Origin of the sequence: Sphaerisporangium rufum (assembly GCF_016863395.1) — a bacterium.
Taxonomy (GTDB): Bacteria; Actinomycetota; Actinomycetes; order Streptosporangiales; family Streptosporangiaceae; genus Sphaerisporangium; species Sphaerisporangium rufum.
Genome location: NZ_BOOU01000058.1, coordinates 1 through 17,147, shown reverse-complemented (window position 1 = coordinate 17,147; position 17,147 = coordinate 1). Strand labels below are relative to the sequence as shown.

General features: G+C 71.2%; 14 protein-coding genes and 1 pseudogene. 10 read left to right on the top strand and 5 right to left on the bottom strand.

All coding sequences use genetic code 11. From position 1 onward, the window contains the following. The first annotated feature begins 78 nt into the window (after positions 1–78). The 5 genes from Sru01_RS21475 (at position 79) to Sru01_RS21455 (ending at position 6,691) form a co-directional block, all read left to right on the top strand. Entirely contained in the window at positions 79–765 is a 687-nt protein-coding gene (locus Sru01_RS21475) for a B3/B4 domain-containing protein (RefSeq protein WP_203989264.1), read from the top strand. A gap of 198 nt (positions 766–963) precedes the next feature. Then, positions 964–4,731, top strand: a complete 3,768-nt coding sequence (locus tag Sru01_RS21470; protein ID WP_203989263.1) for a multifunctional oxoglutarate decarboxylase/oxoglutarate dehydrogenase thiamine pyrophosphate-binding subunit/dihydrolipoyllysine-residue succinyltransferase subunit — start codon at positions 964–966, stop codon at positions 4,729–4,731. A 116-nt stretch (positions 4,732–4,847) separates the two neighbouring features. Continuing rightward, positions 4,848–5,027, top strand: a complete 180-nt coding sequence (locus Sru01_RS21465; protein WP_203989262.1) for a DUF6104 family protein — start codon at positions 4,848–4,850, stop codon at positions 5,025–5,027. 99 nt (positions 5,028–5,126) lie between these two features. Then, entirely contained in the window at positions 5,127–5,921 is a 795-nt protein-coding gene (locus Sru01_RS21460; RefSeq protein ID WP_203989261.1) for a DUF4097 family beta strand repeat-containing protein, read from the top strand. Beyond that, the gene (locus Sru01_RS21455) at positions 5,918–6,691 is read left to right on the top strand and encodes a PadR family transcriptional regulator (RefSeq protein ID WP_203989260.1); all 774 of its coding nucleotides are present in this window, start codon (positions 5,918–5,920) and stop codon (positions 6,689–6,691) included. Before Sru01_RS21460 ends, Sru01_RS21455 begins: the two co-directional genes overlap by 4 nt. A gap of 94 nt (positions 6,692–6,785) precedes the next feature. Here the strand turns inward: Sru01_RS21455 and Sru01_RS21450 are convergent, their stop codons facing one another. Further along, complete coding sequence (locus tag Sru01_RS21450; protein WP_203989259.1) at positions 6,786–7,751, bottom strand: zinc-binding dehydrogenase; 966 nt, start codon at positions 7,749–7,751, stop codon at positions 6,786–6,788. 703 nt (positions 7,752–8,454) lie between these two features. Between Sru01_RS21450 and Sru01_RS21445 the strand changes: the two genes are divergently transcribed. Both Sru01_RS21445 and ldtCP read left to right on the top strand, forming a co-directional pair. Then, on the top strand, positions 8,455–9,186 hold the full coding sequence (locus Sru01_RS21445; protein ID WP_203989257.1) for an Ig-like domain-containing protein: 732 nt from the start codon (positions 8,455–8,457) through the stop codon (positions 9,184–9,186). A gap of 125 nt (positions 9,187–9,311) precedes the next feature. Further along, the gene (ldtCP, locus tag Sru01_RS21440) at positions 9,312–10,151 is read left to right on the top strand and encodes a L,D-transpeptidase (protein ID WP_203989255.1); all 840 of its coding nucleotides are present in this window, start codon (positions 9,312–9,314) and stop codon (positions 10,149–10,151) included. Between the two features lie 208 nt (positions 10,152–10,359). Here ldtCP and Sru01_RS21435 read toward each other — a convergent pair whose 3' ends face one another. The 4 genes and pseudogenes from Sru01_RS21435 to Sru01_RS36285 all read right to left on the bottom strand — a co-directional run bounded on the left by Sru01_RS21435 (position 10,360) and on the right by Sru01_RS36285 (position 13,757). Then, entirely contained in the window at positions 10,360–11,220 is an 861-nt protein-coding gene (locus Sru01_RS21435; RefSeq protein WP_239137630.1) for an AraC family transcriptional regulator, read from the bottom strand. Positions 11,221–11,331: 111 nt separating this feature from the next. After that, positions 11,332–12,552: an RNA-guided endonuclease InsQ/TnpB family protein gene (locus Sru01_RS21430; RefSeq protein ID WP_203989253.1), complete on the bottom strand. Its 1,221-nt coding sequence runs from the start codon at positions 12,550–12,552 to the stop codon at positions 11,332–11,334. Then, positions 12,549–12,845: pseudogene (locus tag Sru01_RS21425) on the bottom strand (recombinase family protein); the annotation flags it as partial. The pseudogene Sru01_RS21425 and the gene Sru01_RS21430, both read right to left, overlap by 4 nt. Positions 12,846–13,007: 162 nt before the next feature. Next, on the bottom strand, positions 13,008–13,757 hold the full coding sequence (locus Sru01_RS36285) for an SSI family serine proteinase inhibitor (RefSeq protein ID WP_203989250.1): 750 nt from the start codon (positions 13,755–13,757) through the stop codon (positions 13,008–13,010). 288 nt (positions 13,758–14,045) lie between these two features. Between Sru01_RS36285 and Sru01_RS21415 the strand changes: the two genes are divergently transcribed. The 3 genes from Sru01_RS21415 (at position 14,046) to Sru01_RS21405 (ending at position 16,721) form a co-directional block, all read left to right on the top strand. Then, positions 14,046–14,456, top strand: coding sequence for a DUF2000 domain-containing protein (locus Sru01_RS21415; protein WP_203989249.1), 411 nt, complete (start codon positions 14,046–14,048; stop codon positions 14,454–14,456). Positions 14,457–14,700: 244 nt separating this feature from the next. Continuing rightward, positions 14,701–15,075, top strand: a complete 375-nt coding sequence (locus Sru01_RS21410) for a DUF1622 domain-containing protein (protein WP_203989248.1) — start codon at positions 14,701–14,703, stop codon at positions 15,073–15,075. 434 nt (positions 15,076–15,509) lie between these two features. Continuing rightward, on the top strand, positions 15,510–16,721 hold the full coding sequence (locus tag Sru01_RS21405; RefSeq protein WP_203989247.1) for a trypsin-like serine peptidase: 1,212 nt from the start codon (positions 15,510–15,512) through the stop codon (positions 16,719–16,721). Positions 16,722–17,147: the final 426 nt, after the last annotated feature.

The window sequence follows — 17,147 nt, the reverse complement described above, 5'->3', positions numbered from 1 at the left end:
GCCGGGCCCCGTAATGCGGGCCGCCGCCCGATCCAGGGCGGCGGCCCGTCCGCGTGCCGGCCCGCTAGGGTGAACGCCGTGATCACTTCCATCCGAGTGGACGAGGCGGTGACCCGGCTGCGGCCGGACTTCGCGGTGCTGGCGGTCGCCGCGTACGGTCTCACCGGCGGACCGTCCGACGAGCGCTCGCGCCGCTGGCTGTCGGAGGCGGCCGCGGCCGCCGTCCCGCCGGGGGACGAGAAGATCACCGCCTGGCACGACGCCTACCGGGCCTTCGGCGCCAAGCCGCAGCGCACCCGGCCGTCGGTGGACGCCCTGATCCGCCGCACCCCGCCCCCGGAGATCAACCTGGTGGTGGACGCCTACACCGCGGTGAGCATCCGGCGGGCGCTGCCCATCGGCGGCGAGGACCTGGCGCACTACGCCGGCCCGGCCCGGCTGGTGCGGGCCGGCGGCGACGAGCCGTTCGACGTGGTGGACCGCGGCGAGGCGGTCGTCGACCACCCGGAGATCGGCGAGGTCGTCTGGCGCGACGACCTCGGGGTGACCTGCCGGCGGTGGAACTGGCGGCAGTGCGTGCGCACCCGGATCACCGAGGAGACCACCGACGCGCTGTTCCTGCTGGAGCGGCTCGCCCCGCTGTCCCTCGCCGAACTCGCCGCCGCCGGGGAGGAACTGGCCGCCCTGCTGCGGGAGATCACCCCCACCGTGCGGATCGAAACCCGGCTGGTCGGCGCCGGGAGCGCCCAGGAAAGTCCGAGCTGACGGCGGGACGCACTAAGGTGTAGGTGAGCATGCCCTCACCCCCCGGGCGGGCTACCCGCGCGTGACCAGTTCGAACGGTCCTGGGATGATCGGGCGGTGAGCCGGTCCGAGAGGGCGCACGCCGGGCTTCCGGGCGAGTAGCCTTGGACAGGATCTCTTATCATCAACGCCGATCTGCGGAAGAGGGCGATTTCCGCCGTGTCGTCTGAGTCGTCGCGGACAAACCCACTGGCCAACTTCGGACAGAACGAGTGGCTTGTCGACGAGCTGTACCAGAAGTACCTCGAGGATCCCGAGTCGGTCGACCGGGCCTGGTGGAACTTCTTCGCTGACTACAACCCCGATGCCGGAACGAGCCGGTCGCCGGCGCCCGCCGGTGCCAACGGCGCGACGGCCGACGCCGCTCCCGCGACCTCCACCCCACCCGCGACGACCTCCGCACCATCCGAGGGCAAGGCTCCGGCCGAGGGCAAGGCTCCGGCCGAGGGCAAGGCTCCGGCCGAGGGCAAGGCTCCGGCCGCCGGGAAAGCCAAGGCGGCCAAGACCGACGGCGCACCGACCGGCAAGGCCAAGCCCGCCGCCACCGCGCCGGCCGCCTCCGCGGGCGCCGAGGAGGTCCGGCTGCGCGGCGCCGCCGCGCGCACCGCGGCGAACATGGACCTGAGCCTGGCGGTGCCGACGGCCACCAGCGTGCGCGTCGTCCCGGCCAAGCTGCTGATCGACAACCGCATCGTGATCAACAACCACCTGTCCCGCGGGCGCGGCGGCAAGGTGTCCTTCACCCACCTGATCGGGTTCGCGATCGTCAAGGCGCTGGCCGCGATGCCCGACATGAACTTCTCCTACGCCGAGGTCGACGGCAAGCCGACGCTGGTCAAGCCCGAGCATGTCAACCTGGGCCTGGCCATCGACGTGAAGAAGAGCGACGGCTCGCGCCAGCTGCTGGTCCCGTCGATCAAGAACGCCGAGACGCTGGACTTCCGGCAGTTCTGGATGGCCTACGAGGAGATCGTCCGCAAGTCCCGGGCCGGCAAGCTCGGCGTCGACGACTTCGCGGGCACCACGATCAGCCTGACCAACCCCGGCACGATCGGCACGGTCCACTCGGTGCCGCGGCTGATGCCCGGCCAGGGCACCATCATCGGTGTCGGCGCGATGGAGTACCCCGCCGAGTTCCAGGGCGCCTCCCCCGAGACGCTGAACCGGCTGGCGGTGAGCAAGACCATGACGCTCACCAGCACCTACGACCACCGCATCATCCAGGGCGCCCAGTCCGGCGACTTCCTGCGCCGCATCCACCAGCTGCTGCTCGGCGAGGACGGCTTCTACGACGAGGTCTTCCAGGCGCTGCGCATCCCGTACGAGCCGGTGCGCTGGGAGCACGACATCTCGGCCTCGCACGACGACGACGTGGCGAAGTCGGCCCGGGTCATCGAGCTGATCCACGCCTACCGGGTGCGCGGCCACCTGATGGCCGACACCGACCCGCTGGAGTACAACCAGCGCAAGCACCCCGACCTGGACATCAAGTCGCACGGGCTGACCCTGTGGGACCTGGAGCGGGAGTTCGCCACCGGCGGCTTCGGCGGCAAGCCGCTGATGAAGCTGCGAGACATCCTCGGCGTGCTGCGCGACTCCTACTGCCGCACGGTCGGCATCGAGTACATGCACATGCAGAACCCCGAGGAGCGTGCCTGGATCCAGGCACGGGTGGAGAAGCCGCACGCCCGGCCGGACCGCGCCGAGCAGCTGCACATCCTGCGGCGGCTCAACACCTCCGAGGCGTTCGAGACGTTCCTGCAGACCAAGTACGTGGGGCAGAAGCGCTTCTCGCTGGAGGGCGGCGAGTCGCTGATCCCGCTGCTGGACTCGGTGATCTCCGCGGCCGCCGAGGAGCGGCTGGACGAGGTCGTCATCGGCATGGCCCACCGCGGCCGGCTGAACGTGCTGGCCAACATCGTCGGCAAGTCCTACGCCCAGGTGTTCGGCGAGTTCGAGGGCAACCTCGACCCGCGCAGCGCCCACGGCTCCGGCGACGTCAAGTACCACCTCGGCGCGTCCGGCGACTTCACCGCGCCCAACGGCGAGAAGATCGCCGCCTCGGTGGTGGCCAACCCCTCGCACCTGGAGGCCGTCGACCCGGTGCTGGAGGGCGTCGTCCGCGCCAAGCAGGACCTGCTGGAGCGCGGCGAGGAGGGCTTCACCGTGCTGCCCGTGCTGGTGCACGGCGACGCCGCCTTCGCCGGCCAGGGCGTGGTCGCCGAGACGCTGCACCTGTCGCAGCTGCGCGGCTACCGCACCGGCGGCACCGTGCACGTCGTGGTCAACAACCAGGTCGGCTTCACCACCTCGCCGGCCTCCTCGCGGTCCAGCGTCTACGCCACCGACGTGGCGCGGATGATCCAGGCGCCGATCTTCCACGTGAACGGCGACGACCCCGAGGCCGTGGTGCGCGTCGGCCGGCTGGCCTACGAGTACCGCCAGGCGTTCCGCAAGGACGTCGTGATCGACCTCGTCTGCTACCGCCGCCGCGGCCACAACGAGACCGACAACCCGAGCTTCACCCAGCCGCTGATGTACGACCTGATCGACGCCAAGCGGTCGATCCGCAAGCTGTACACCGAGGCGCTGATCGGCCGGGGCGACATCACGGTCGAGGAGGCCGAGCAGGCCCTTCGCGACTACCAGGAGCAGCTGGAGCGCGCCTTCACCGAGACGCGCGAGGCCGGCAAGAAGCCGCTGGAGCCGGGCGCGGTCGTCAAGCCGGCCGCGGGCGAGGTCGTCCCGTGGTCGCATGACGACACGCAGACCGGCATCAGCGAGGAGACGATCAAGCGGGTCGTCGAGACGCAGCTGACCCTGCCGGACGGCTTCACCGTGCACCCGCGGCTGGCGCCGCTGCTGCAGCGCCGCGGCCAGATGATCACCGAGGACGCCATCGACTGGGCCATGGGCGAGACCCTCGCCTTCGGCTCGCTGCTGATCGACGGGCACCCGGTGCGCCTGGTGGGGCAGGACTCGCGCCGCGGCACCTTCGGCCAGCGGCACTCGGTGCTGGTCGATCGGGTCACCGGCGCCGAGCACACCCCGCTGAAGACGTTCAACGAGGGCACCACCAAGTTCTACGTCTACGACTCGCTGCTGTCGGAGTTCGCGGCCATGGGCTTCGAGTACGGCTACAGCGTCGTGCGGCCGGACGCCCTGGTGCTGTGGGAGGCGCAGTTCGGCGACTTCGCCAACGGCGCCCAGTCGATCATCGACGAGTTCATCTCGTCCGGCGAGCAGAAGTGGGGCCAGCGCTCCTCGGTCGTGCTGCTGCTGCCGCACGGCTACGAGGGCCAGGGCCCGGACCACTCCTCGGCCCGCATCGAGCGGTTCCTGCAGATGTGCGCGAAGGACAACATGACGGTGGTGCAGCCGACCACCCCGGCGAACTACTTCCACCTGCTGCGCTGGCAGGTGCTGTCCGGCCGGCACCGGCCGCTGATCGTCTTCACGCCGAAGTCACTGCTGCGGCTGAAGGCGGCGGGGTCGGCGACGGCCGAGTTCACCTCCGGCGCGTTCCGCCCGGTGCTGGGCGACGCCAAGGTCGACCAGGCGGGGGTGCGGCGGGTCGTGCTGTGCTCGGGCCGGGTCTACTACGACCTGGTGGCCGCGCGGGACAAGCAGGAGCGCTTCGACGTGGCGATCGTCCGGATGGAGCGGCTCTACCCGTTCCCGGGCGAGGAGCTGCGCGCCGAGCTGGCCCGCTACAGCTCCTCGGCGGAGCTGCTGTGGGTGCAGGACGAGCCGGTCAACATGGGTCCCTGGCCCTACCTGACCCTCAAGCTCACCGAGGACCCCGACGTCCTCGGCGGCCGGCGGCTGCGCCGGGTCTCCCGGCAGCCGAACTCCTCGCCGGCGGTGGGCTCGCACGCCACGCACGACGCCGAGCTGCACCACATCGTCAGCGAGAGCCTCGCCTAGCGTGGCACGCCGCCGCGCCCGGGTGCCGGGCGCGGCGTGAGGAGTCCCCCACCGGCGGCCGCCGTGGGGGACTTCGCCGTCTGGGACGCGACGTCCGCTTCAGCACTGGAGATCGCATGTACTTCACCGACCGGGGCATCGAGGAACTCGTCGAGCGGCGCGGCGAGGAGGAGGTCGGCATCGGCTGGCTGGCCGAGCGGCTGCGCGAGTTCGTCGACCTCAATCCGGAGTTCGAGACGCCAGTGGAGCGGCTGGCCACCTGGCTCGCCCGGCTGGACGACGACGAGGAGGACTGACCCGCCCTCCCGGCCGAGCAACACGATATATCTTGACTTTTGGATAACGAGATATATCGTGTTGTATGTCAGTTATCGACGCCGTGAAAGGGCGGGACCATGCCCACCTGGATGATCGACAAGCCGGAACGGCTGACGTTCGACTCGGTGAGCGCGCTCAGCGTGCGCATAGTGGCGGGCCGGCTCGCCGTGCTGGCCAGTGACGGGCCGCCCACCCTGGAGGTGAGCGAGATCGACACCCCACCGCTGCTGGTCGAGCACGACGAGGACGGCCGGCTCACCGTGGCGTACCAGGACCTCACCTGGGACGGCCTGCTGGGCTGGCTGCGCCGCGGCCGGCGGGCCGCCACCCTGACCCTCACCGTGCCCAAGGACTGCCCGGTGCAGGCCGGCGTGATCTCCGCCAGCGCGGTGGTCGCCGGCTTCGAGCGGCGGACCAGCGTGAAGAGCGTGTCCGGCGAGATCGTGCTGGACGGGGTCAGCGGCGAGGTGGACGCCGAGACGGTGTCCGGCCCGGTGGAGAGCCGCGGCCTGGCCGGCGACCTCGCCTTCACCAGCGTCGCCGGCGAGCTCACCGTGGCCGGCGGCACGCCGCGGCGGCTGCGCGCCAACACGGTGTCCGGCCGCATCACCGCCGACCTGAGCCTGCCGCCCACCGGCCACATCACCCTGCACAGCGTGTCCGGCGAGATCGTGGTCCGGCTGCCGCACACCGTCGACACCGACGTGGCGCTGCGCACCGCGGCCGGCCGGCTGCGCACCGGCTTCGACGACCTGCGGCAGTCCGGCCGGGTCGGCGCCAAATGGATGTCCGGCCGGCTCGGCGGCGGCATGGCCTCCCTGTCCGCCACCACCGTCTCCGCCGACGTGACCCTGCTGAGGAGAGATCAGTGAGCCCGGTCTTCGCCCACGGACGGCTCCGGCTGTACCTGCTCAAGCTGCTGGAGGAGAGCCCGCGCCACGGGTACGAGGTCATCCGGCTGCTGCAGGACCGCTTCCTCGGCGTCTACTCCCCCTCGCCCGGCACCATCTATCCCCGGCTGGCCCGGCTGGAGGAGGAAGGGCTGGTCACCCACGAGGTGGTGGAGGGCAAGAAGGTCTTCACCATCACCGACAAGGGGCGCGCCGAGCTGGCCGCCCGGGCCGACGAGCTCGCCGAGCTGGAGCAGGAGATCTCCCAGTCGGTGCGCGACATCGCGCGCGAGGTGAAGGAGGACGTCCGCGACACCGTCCGCTCGCTGCGCGAGGAGCTGACGCAGATGGCCCGCGAGGTCCGCCGTCCCCGCGACGACGAGGGCCCGGCGGCCGGGGAGACCCGGACGGCCAAGGACGAGGCCATGGCCGCCGCGGAGGACTACCGGCGTGCCTGGCGCGAGCAGAAGGACGCCTGGCAGGACCAGAAGCGGGAGTTCCAGCGCCAGAAGCAGGCCTGGAAGGAGGAGACCCGGCGCTGGAAGGAGGACTGGGTCCGCGGCATGTGGGGCGACTCGTGGGCGGGCCACGGGTCGCGGGACCGCGACGCCGAGCTGGGCCGGCTGCTCGCCGAGTTCGTCGCCGACATCCGCGGCGCCGCCTCCGGGGCCGCGGTCACCGACGAGGCGCTGGCCACCGCGCAGGACGCCCTGTACGAGGCGGCCACCCGGATCCGCGCCGCGCTGCGCTGACCCTGCACCGCGCCGCGGCGCGCTGCGTCGGGCATGCACCGCGCCGCGCCGCCGAGGAGGATCGAGAACGCCTCTCGCCGGCCGGTCCGGCCGGTCAGGGCAGGGTGAACACCACCTTGCCGAAGACCTCGCCGCGCTCCAGGGCGGCGAAACCCTCGTCCGCCCGGTCGAGCGGCAGCACCCGGTCGACCCGCGGGCGCACCCCGGTCTGCTCCAGGAAGGTGGCGAGCCGGGCGAGCTGGTCGCGGGTGCCCATGGTGGTGCCGACCACCGACAGCTGCAGGAAGAAGACCCGGTTCAGGTCGGCCGGCGGCACCGCGCCGCTGGTGGCGCCGCTGACGACGATCCGGCCGCCCGGGCGCAGCGACTTCAGCGAGTGGTCCCAGGTGGCCTGCCCGACGGTCTCCATCACCGCGTCCACCCGTTCGGGCAGCCGGGCCCTGGACGGGAACGCCTGGTCGGCGCCGAGTTCGACCGCCCGGGCGCGCTTGTCCGCCGACCGGGACGTCACCCATATCCGGTAACCGCCGGCCCGTCCCAGGGCGATCAGCGCGGTGGCCACCCCGCCGCCCGCGCCCTGCACCAGTACCGTCGACCCCGGCTGCAGCCCGGCCTTGTCGAACAGCATGCGGTAGGCGGTCAGCCAGGCGGTGGGCAGGCAGGCGGCCTCCTCGAACGACAGCGCCGCCGGCTTGGGCACCAGATTGCCGCGCGGCACCGCCACCCGCTCGGCGAAGGTGCCGTCGTGCACCTCCGACAGCAGCGAGCGCCGCGGGTCCAGGGTCTCGTCCCCGTGCACCGGTGAGCCGACCACCGCGTGCACGATGACCTCGTTGCCGTCCTCGTCCACCCCGGCGGCATCACAGCCCAGCACGATCGGCAGCCGATCCGGCCGGATGCCGACGCCGCGCAGCGTCCACAGGTCGTGATGGTTGAGCGCGGCGGCGCGGACGCGCACCGTGGTCCAGCCGTCCGGGATCTCGGGCTCGTGGCGGTCACCGAGCGTGAGACCGGCGAGCGGGTTGTCGGGGTCGGCGGCTGTGCAGGTCACGGCGAACATGCCGGAACCCTATCCCTGAGGCCGGCGGGTGTTCCGGCGGGGCGCGCGGCCGGCCCGCCTCCCCCGCCGAGGCGGGATATCCGCGGCCGGGCCCGGATATCCGTGGCCACGGTGGGCGGAAGCCGGCCCCCGGGCCGGGCCCTTCTCGCACTCTATTCGACCCCGGACGCCGCCCGGCGACTTTTCCAGCCACCTGCACAAAAGCCGCGAAAGCCACTGGACTGCGCCGGCGACCCGCCGGGACGGATGTGAATGCCGGCCAAAATCACGCCGCACCGCCACGTGTCGTCCGATCGGCGGTTCTCCCTGCGCCATCGGGCTTTTCACCGGACATCACCGCAGGTAGTTGGCCCGACTTATCGCAATAAACCAAGGAATGGACACCTTCTATTTTTTGCAATTAACTCCCCTGGCAGCGCGAATCTCCCGCATGTCGGACAACGGTATCGACGTCGAGCATGAGTAGGGTCGGACATGCAGGCGCGCCAGCATCGAGGTGCTCCTTTACTTCGAACTGCAGAAAGAAAAGGACCGCTTTATGATAGACGTCGGTCACACTCGGTCTTCACAACGTAATGTCGGTCGGTCATGGCTGACGGCAGGTCTCACGGGCGCTCTCTCGCTGGGCGTTCTCGTCGCGACACCAGGAATGGCCGGCGCGGGCCAGGCATCCGCGGCAGCGTCCCTGCCCGCCGGTGCGCCCGTGACGGCTTCCTTCGCGGTCACCGTGCGTCAGCCCTTCGTCACCACCACGACGCTGACCTCGTCACGCAACCCGAGCAAGGTAGGGGAGCCGGTGACGTTCACCGCCACCGTGGCGGCGACCGGTACCGCTCTCCTGCCCACCGGGAACGTGGTGTTCTCGGAAGGCACGACCACCCTGGCCACGGTCCCGCTCACCGGGGCCGCCCAGGCGACCTTCACCACGTCCAGCCTGACCGCGGGCTCGCACATCATCACCGCCACCTACCAGGGCAACGCCTCGTTCAACTCCAGCGCCACGAGCCTCACTCAGGTCGAGACCGCGCTGCCGAAGCCGAAGCCGGTCGTCGCCGATGAAGACGACGAGGCGGAGGAGGACACGAGCCGGAGCGATCTCGCCCGGATCTGCCGTCCCTACCTTCGCAGCTTCATCGGCCTCGGCGACCCGGTCGCGACCGACGGGGACGGGGACGGCGACCGGTGGAACCGGCGGCGCCGGCTGCGCGAGATCTGCGCGCAGTGGTTCCGGCACAACAACGACCTGGTCACGGTCATCGACCGTGGGCACCGTCGAGCCATCGAGGGTTACTTCGACCGGGGCGGCGGCCACCGGGAGTTCTGGGACCAGCGCAAGCAACGCTGGGTCCCGATGCACCACCACAAGGTGCACAAGCACTACGCACCGCCGCCACCGCCGAAGCGGCCCATGCCGCACTTCGCCGTCACCGGTTGATCCACCGGTCGGCGTATCCAAAGGGCCCGTCCGATCCGTTGGACGGGCCCTCCGGGCGTTTCCGCCCCTTGATCCGACCGGCCGCCTGACCAGCGGCGACCACGACTCCCGGGGGTCTTCGTCCCATGTTCCAACGCCGCCCCGCCACCCGCACCCTGGTCATCGTGGCCGCGGCCGTGGCCGCCGCCGTCGCCGGGCTGGCGCTGCTGCTGTACCTCATCAACCGCAAGGTCGACCGCGAGCTGACCCCGCGCACCCCGGTGGCCAGGCCGGAGGTCCCGGTCCCGGTCGGGCGCAAGCAGCTCGCGGCGCTGCCCCGGGCCACCACCTGGACCACCGTCGGCAAGGCCGGCCGCGATCCCGCACCACTGGCCGCCACCGACGGGCTCATCCTCCACCCGCGCCGGTCCACCGTCGTCTACGCCTCGCCCGGCGGCCCGCCGATCGCCGTCGTGCCGCCCACCCAGCTCGACCAGCCCACCTGGCTCCCGGTGGTCGAGCGGCGCCCGGCGTGGATGCGCGTGCTGCTGCCCAGCCGGCCGAACGGCTCCACCGGCTGGATCCACACCGGCGACGGCGCCGCCAAGATCGGGCACACCCCCTACGAGGTGCGCATCGACCTGTCCGATCGGCGGCTCGTCTTGCGCAAGAACGGGCGTCCGGCCGGCTCGTGGCGGGTCGGGATCGGCACCCGCCGGACGCCCACCCCGGTCGGCCGCACCTTCCTGCTCGCCGCGCTGGCCCCCTCCGGCGTCGACTACAGCCCGGTGATCCTCCCGCTCGGCATGCACTCGGAGAAGCTGAGGACCTACGACGGTGGCCCCGGCACCATCGGCCTGCACGGCTGGCCGGACGGCAGCGTCTTCGGCCAGGCGATCTCGCACGGCTGCGTCCGGCTGCCCGCCGCCGCGCTGGACGCCGTCCGCCACATCCCGCTGGGCAGCATGATCTTCATCCAGGCCTGACCGTGACCGATGATCCCCGGCATCCTGCCACCGCGCCGCCGTTGACACCGTCCCGCCCGCTACGTTCGCCGGGGACCCGCCACGTTCATCGAGGCGCCCGCCGTCCCGGAGGCCGGGGTCGTCAGCCCGTCACCGTTCATCTTGCCCACCACGTTCGGCGGGGGCACCACGTTCGGCGCGGCCCCCGCCGTTCCGCCGGCCGGGGCCGTCAATGCGACGTCCCAACGCCTGCCGCCCGGCGGTAGGCGCCGGGAGTGACCCCGTAGCAGCGGGTGAACCACCGGGTCAGGTGGCTCTGGTCGGCGAACCCGGCCTCGGCCGCGGCCTGTGCCGGCGACCGGCCCGCGGCCAGCAGCCCGCGAGCGGCGCGTAGCCGCAACTGCCGCTGGTAGTCGCTGGGCGCCATCCCGTAGACCGCGTGGAACGACCGGTAGACGGCGAACCGGCTGCGCCCGGCCGCCGCCGCCAGCTCCGCCGCGGTGATCTCGCCCTGGTCGCGGTCGTGCAGCACCTCCCGGGCGATCCGCGCCGTTCGTGCCATCTCCGGCGCCGAGCCCGCGGCCCGCGGCTCGACCGGCCGGCCGCCGGCCCGCCGGGCCAGGCCCGCCACCACCGTGTCGAGCAGCTCGTCCCGCCGCAGCGGCGGCGCGCCGTCCAGCAGCGCCCGATGCAGCCGGCGCACCGCCCGAGCCGCGCCCGCGTCCCGCACCACCGGCTCGGCGAACAGCGGCGGCCCGACCGGCCGGCCGGCCGCCGCCGCGAGCACGTCGGCGACCAGGTCCGGCCCGACGTGCAGCATCCGGTAGGTGAACCCCTGCTCGGTGGCGGCGTGCCCGTCGTGCGGGTCGTCCGGGTTGAAGACCATCAGCATGCCGGCCACGCTGGTGCGCGACGCGCCCCGGCAGGTGAAGCTCTGCGCGCCCGCCTCGGTGACGCCGAACGAATACGTCTCGTGGCTGTGCCGGTGATAGACGTGCCGCTCGAAGTGCGCGTGCATCGCCTCCAGCGGCCGGTCACCCGCCCGCCAGTACCGCGACCAATCCGTTGAGTGATTCTCAGTAGTTCTCACCGAGTCTCTTCCTGCTTCCTCGACCGCAGCCAACTCCGGAGAGTGAGGTCCTACGTGGTCTCCACGAGGCGTTTCTCCTCTCCGGGCAACTTCCCGGCGAGGGTTCCGATGTCAAGCGTTGGTGTCGGCGAGCATCGCGGCCAGGAGGTTGCCTGCCGCGTTGTCATCTCGATCATGCAGGGTGCCGCAGCCGGTACAGACCCATACGCGGTCGGCGAGGGCCAGGGCGCGGTTGATCTGCTCGCAGTGCCCGCAGGTCTTGGAGCTGGGGAACCAGCGGTCGGCCTTCCAGATGCGGGAGCCGTACCAGTCGGCCTTGTAGCCGAGCTGGCGGATGAACTCGCCGAATCCGGCGTCGGAGATGGCGCGGGACAGCCTGCGGTTCTTGACCATGCCCTTGACGTGCAGGGTCTCCACGGCGATGGCGGACTTGGTTCTCGTCAGCCGGGTCGTGGTCTTGTGCAGGAAGTCTCCTCGCCGGTCGGCCACCCGAAGGTGGAGCTGTCCGACGCGCTTGCGGGCTTTGGCCCGGTTCCTGGAGTCCTCAGCCGAGCGGGCCAGCTTGCGGTTGGCCCGCTTCAACTGCCGCAGGGCCGCCTTGAGCGGCTTGGGCGCGTGTATCTCCTCACGCGTGCCGTCGCTGTCGCGGATGACGGCGAACGTCTTCAGGCCGAGGTCGATGCCACACGCGGGTGCGTCGTCGTCGACCTGGTGGCGCTTGTTGATGTCGTCGCGATCCACCTCGACCTGGAAGGAGATCCACCAGCGTCCGGCCTGCTCGCGGATGGTCGCGCCGAGTATGCGGGCGTTGCCGGTGGCCATGCGGTCGGTGAGCCAGGACATGTCCTCACGGGTCGCCACCTCGCCGATCGCCGGGAGGCGAACGGCGTGGGCGCCCAGGGGCTTGGCGCGGTCGGCGTCGTAGCGGAAGCGGGAACCGTGCTTGCGCTTGCGCCACTTCGGCCAGCCAAGCTTGGCGCCCTTGCGGTTGCCGGTTTTCGAGTCGAAGAAGTTCTTGATGCCGGCCGCCCGGACCCGGCACGCCTCCTTCGGCACGCGGGAGGACAGCTTGCCGTCGGCGAACCACGGGTAGCGCTCGGGGTGGGCTGCCCGCCACTCCCGCTCCAGCGCCGGGGCGGACCAGGGGACCTTGGTCAACTCGTCGCCGGTGATGCCATAGGTCTTCTCCGCTTCCTGCTGGGCCTTCTTCTTCTGCACGGTCTCCAGGCAGAAGTTCTCCACGACCCGCGACAGGCCGCAGTGACGGCCCATAAGGATCGCCTGCTCCTCGGTGGGGGCCAGTTCGACCCGGAAGCCCTGCTTGTGACTCATCCGGCGTCCTCCGCCGCTGCGGCGAGCGCCTTCTCGGCCCGGTCGCGGGCAGCGCGACGGCCGTACAGGCGGGCGCAGAACCAGGTGAGGACATCGGTCATGTCCCGCACCAGATCGTCTTCCACCTCGCCGTCATCCACCACGCGCACCATACGGCCCTGCGCTGACAACGCGGCCTCGATGTACTCCACACCGAAGCGGGCGAGCCGGTCGCGGTGCTCGACCACGATCACCGACACGCCCGGATCGGCGAGCAGCCGCTTGAGCAGTCGCATGTGACTGTTAATACCAGAGAGAAACCAGGAAACACTGATGAATCCTCCAGCAGAAGTTAGCCCCGTCGCGTAGGGCCTTCACGGGGCGACGCCCGGCGGGCGGCATGAAGGCCCGGCACGGCGGCCGGGCCTTCGCTATGCGGATGGTGTCGGGCCGGTGGTCCACCGGCCCGACACGGCTCAGAACTGGAAGACCACTCCGGTGTAGGCGCGCAACATGCAGGGGTTGCCGAAGGTGCGCTGCAACCGGTACTGCCGGCCGTCCCAGATGCCGACCGCGGTCACGGTGACCGGGTCGTAGATGCGGGTGCAGTTGGCGGACGGCGACACGTTGAGCGACGCGACGTTCCCGCGGACCGTCGCCAGCGTGCGGCAGGCGGCCGCCGCGCGCGGGTGGGTGCCGCCCACCGGCATGCAGCGCAGGGTGACCACCCGATCGGCCGGGAAGGGCCGGGTGCCGCGGTGCCGGCTGAGGATGAACACCCGCGCGGTGCGGTCGATCGCGTTCTCCTCGTTGATCTGCCCCCAGCCGGTGTCCGCCTGCTCCGGCTCCGGCCCGCCCGGCTTGCCAGGAAGCCCCGGCTTGCCCGACTCGACCGGCTGACCAGGCTTACCCGGCTCGGCGGGCTTGCCGGGAAGCCCGGGCTTGCCCACCTCGATCGGCTGACCAGGAAGACCAGGCTTGCCCGGCTCGGCCGGCCTGCCAGGAAGGCCGGGCTTGCCGATCTCGCCGGGCTTCCCGGGAAGGCCGGGCTTGCCCACTTCGACCGGCTGCCCGGGCAGGGCGGGCGCGATGGCGGGCGGCAGGGCCGGCTGCTGGCCCACCGGCTGCGGCGGCGGCGGGCCGGCCGAGGCGGCCTGCGCGGCGGGCGCGCCGGCCACCCCGATGATCAGGACGGCGGAGCCGAGCCCGGTGAAGAATCGTCGCATGGTGAATCCCCCGATTGACCTGAGTCGTGACTCTGGGCGACCGTAAGCCTCCCGTGCGCGACCGCCCAGCGCAACGACCTCCCCGGGCCTCGTCCGCCTTGTCCGGAAACACCCCGCCCACCGCCGGGCGGGATCACCGTCTCACCCGGCCGTCCGCACCGGATCGGCGCGGACCGCCGGGACGCGCCGATCATGACGGGATCCGGCGGCAATGTGCTGGAATGCCGCCGATCTGGCGCCGCACCGGCGTACAAGACGGCGGGCGTTCCGGTCACCAGGCTGGTCCGCATGCGTTTCGACACGAAGATCGGCATCGTGGTCCGCGAGGACCTGGCCGCTTGGCAGAAGCTGAACGTCACCGCGTTCCTCGCGAGCGCGGTGGCCGGCGGCGCCGAAGGGATCATCGGGGAGCCGTACCAGGACGGTTCCGGCAACCTCTACCTGGCGATGTTCCGCCAGCCGGTGCTCGTCTACGCCACCGATGCCGAAGGGCTCGCCCGCACGCACGCCCGCGCCCTGAGCCGCGAGCTGGCCATCGCGGTGTACATCGAGGACATGTTCAAGACCGGCCACGACGAGGCCAACCGCGCCACCGTCCGCGCCGTCCCCGCCGACGCCCTCCCCCTGGTCGGCCTGGCCGTCCACGGCCCGCGGAACGCCCTCGACAAGACGCTCAAGGGCCTCACCCTCCACCCCTGAGCCGGCCCGCCCTTCCATACCGGGCCCCGCGCCGCGGCGCCCCGCCGACTCCCGCCGCCCCTCGTCCAGCAGCGGACGGGGGGCCGCCGTCGTCCCATGCGACGCGACCCGTACTTGGAGGTGCCGATCATTCCGTCCGGCTGAGCCGATCACCGCCATCGACGCCGGGAGGACCTGGTCACCGGCGGGTAGGACCAGGACCAGGGCTCCGCAGCCGGGCCCGGATCCGCAGGGAGGGCCGGCCGTGGACTTCGTCTCGGTGGTGGAGGGCGCCGGGAAGGCGGTGGATCTCGCCGGGGTGGCGGTGATCGCGCTGGGGGCGCTGCTCGCCACCACCCATTACCTGCGGCAGTCGTTCCGCGGCCGGCCGGCCCAGGAGGCCTACCACGGCTATCGGCAGAGTCTCGGCCGGGCGGTGCTGCTCGGCCTGGAGTTCCTGGTCGCCGGGGACATCATCCGTACGGTCGCGGTCTCCCCCAGCTTCCAGAGCGTCGGCATCCTGGCCGGGATCGTGGCGATCCGTACCTTCCTCAGCTTCTCCCTGGAGGTGGAGTTGGAACGCCGCCTCCCCTGGCTCCCCCGCTCCGCGACCGACACCACCGCCGGCCCTCGCCGCTGACCGGCGGGCGGGCCGGGGCAAGGACGCCGTCTCGGTGGGCGGAATTGGACGCACCATCCGGCGTTCCGGCTCCGTGGTTCCGGTAACGGAACCCTAACGTCGCAGGGCGTTTGTCCCATTTATGGCGACCTGAGAGTGATAGTCGGAGTAGGATCCCGGCTGTTCCCGCTCATCCGACGGGGACGTTCCGAGCGCGGCACGCCGTCCCTCTGTCGATCGGCGGGCTTACGGCGACCTGACGTCCGGCCCGGCAAGGTGGAAGATCGGCCCCCGTCCGACCCCGTCCCCTCGTCCGCCACCATCCATGACGCCACGGCCCGCATCGGCGATAACGAAGCAGTCCCAGGTCGACCGACCCGCTACCTTCCGTAGCAAGATCTGGAAAAATCGCCCTCGCCTGCTGTCCGCCGACTTCTGATCACGGAAGGGTAGAAATGCCAGCCCCAGCGAAGCGGATCGCGCTGTTGTTCTGCGCCGCCCTCGCGGCCGCGAACGCGCTCGTGTCCGTGACGCCCGGGCCGGCGGCCGCGGCCAAAGCGCCACCCGCCGGGGTCTCCCGATTTCCGCTCGCGCAGAACGACGAGGACCGGCAGAAGGTCATCGACTGGTGGACGCCGGACCGGCTCAAGAAGGCCAGTAGCTTCACGCCCAAGGCGGGCGACGGTCCGCAGCGGAGCTCGGCCAGCGCCAGCGCCACCAGCACCCCATCCGCGTCTCCGAGCGTGACGGCCCGCGCGACACCGACGGCGACGGCGAGCGGCTCGGCGGCGGACTCCGCCCGCGGCACGTCGGTCGCCGGCTCGGTTCCGCCTAAGGCGGCCATGGGCCGGCCGGCCCTGAAGAACCCCGCGCTGCCACCCACGGTGGGGAAGGTCTTCTTCCGGATCGGGCAGGCGGAGTACTGGTGCTCGGCCACGGCGCTGCGCTCCAAGAACCACGGCAACCTGGTGGCGACCGCCGGGCACTGCGCCTACGACGTCGGCGGGCACGCCGCCGTCCAGTACTGGGTGTTCATTCCCGGCTACCGCGATGACGGCTCCACGCCCTTCGGCATCTACGTCGGCCACACGCTGTACATGCACGACGGGTTCGTCGGCAGCGGCAGGTACGACTACGACTACGACTACGCCTTCGTGACGGTGTACCGCGGCTACCGCTGGGACACCGACAAGAACACCGACGGCACGGTGAAGCGGAACGCCCAGGGCCAGCCCGTCTACAAGCGGGTGGACGTCGGCCGGCTGGAGGACACCGTCGGCGCCCAGGGCTTCGCCTGGAACCGCGGGGTGAAGGTCGCGGCCTACGCGTTCGGCTATCCGGCCGGCACCCATCCGAACGGCAGCCGCCCCTACGACGGCCGGACGCTGCTGTGGTGCCTCAGCCGGGCCACCACCAAGATCTCCACACCCAAGTACGGCCTGGCGCAGGGCGTCCTGATCAAGTCGTGCGCGTTCACCGCCGGAGCGAGCGGCGGTCCGTGGCTGACCAAGTACCGCAGTTCCACCAGGATCGGCTACCTCACCGGGGTAAACAGTCTGACCTGGGACCTGGACGGCGACGGCCGCTACGACGGCATCTCCTCGCCTTACTTCAACACCGCGACCTACAGGGTCTACGCGTTCGCCACCCAGCAGAAGACCGACTGAGCGCGCGACACCGTCATCGGGCCGGGCATCCCCCGGCCCTTTTTCATGCGTCCGCCCGGGCGTCCCGCTGTGGATCGTCCGCCCCCTTGACGATCATCGAGCGAGATTAGACGCGGCCGACCCCGAATCGGCTCCATCTGACCAATGTGATCTGCATCACATATCAAGATCTTTTTGCCCAGTATGTTCACCTTCGTCACACGCGTCCCAATGATCGAGGCGGCGCGGTGATCTGCGAAGACCTGCGACCGTCGCGATCAACGACCGGCGCCCGGCAAACATCACGGAATGGTCACGGGTCGACGGGGCGCGGAAACCTGCCCGATTCGGGTTACCAACCGGAAGATCGACTCTGTATGTTCCTGGTTATCCCTTTTCTGACGTCTGGGGCGAAAGATGCGTTCCACGACAGCCCAAGGAGTTTTC

Excerpts from the sequence above, each read along its gene's own strand:
- Sru01_RS21465 (WP_203989262.1), top strand. The coding sequence starts at position 4,848 with ATGTACTTCACCGACCGGGGCATCGAGGAACTCGTCGAGCGGCGCGGC.
- Sru01_RS21460 (WP_203989261.1), top strand. The coding sequence starts at position 5,127 with ATGCCCACCTGGATGATCGACAAGCCGGAACGGCTGACGTTCGACTCG.
- Sru01_RS21450 (WP_203989259.1), bottom strand. The coding sequence starts at position 7,751 with ATGTTCGCCGTGACCTGCACAGCCGCCGACCCCGACAACCCGCTCGCC.
- ldtCP (WP_203989255.1), top strand. The coding sequence starts at position 9,312 with ATGTTCCAACGCCGCCCCGCCACCCGCACCCTGGTCATCGTGGCCGCG.
- Sru01_RS21430 (WP_203989253.1), bottom strand. The coding sequence starts at position 12,552 with ATGAGTCACAAGCAGGGCTTCCGGGTCGAACTGGCCCCCACCGAGGAG.
- Sru01_RS36285 (WP_203989250.1), bottom strand. The coding sequence starts at position 13,757 with ATGCGACGATTCTTCACCGGGCTCGGCTCCGCCGTCCTGATCATCGGG.
- Sru01_RS21415 (WP_203989249.1), top strand. The coding sequence starts at position 14,046 with ATGCGTTTCGACACGAAGATCGGCATCGTGGTCCGCGAGGACCTGGCC.
- Sru01_RS21405 (WP_203989247.1), top strand. The coding sequence starts at position 15,510 with ATGCCAGCCCCAGCGAAGCGGATCGCGCTGTTGTTCTGCGCCGCCCTC.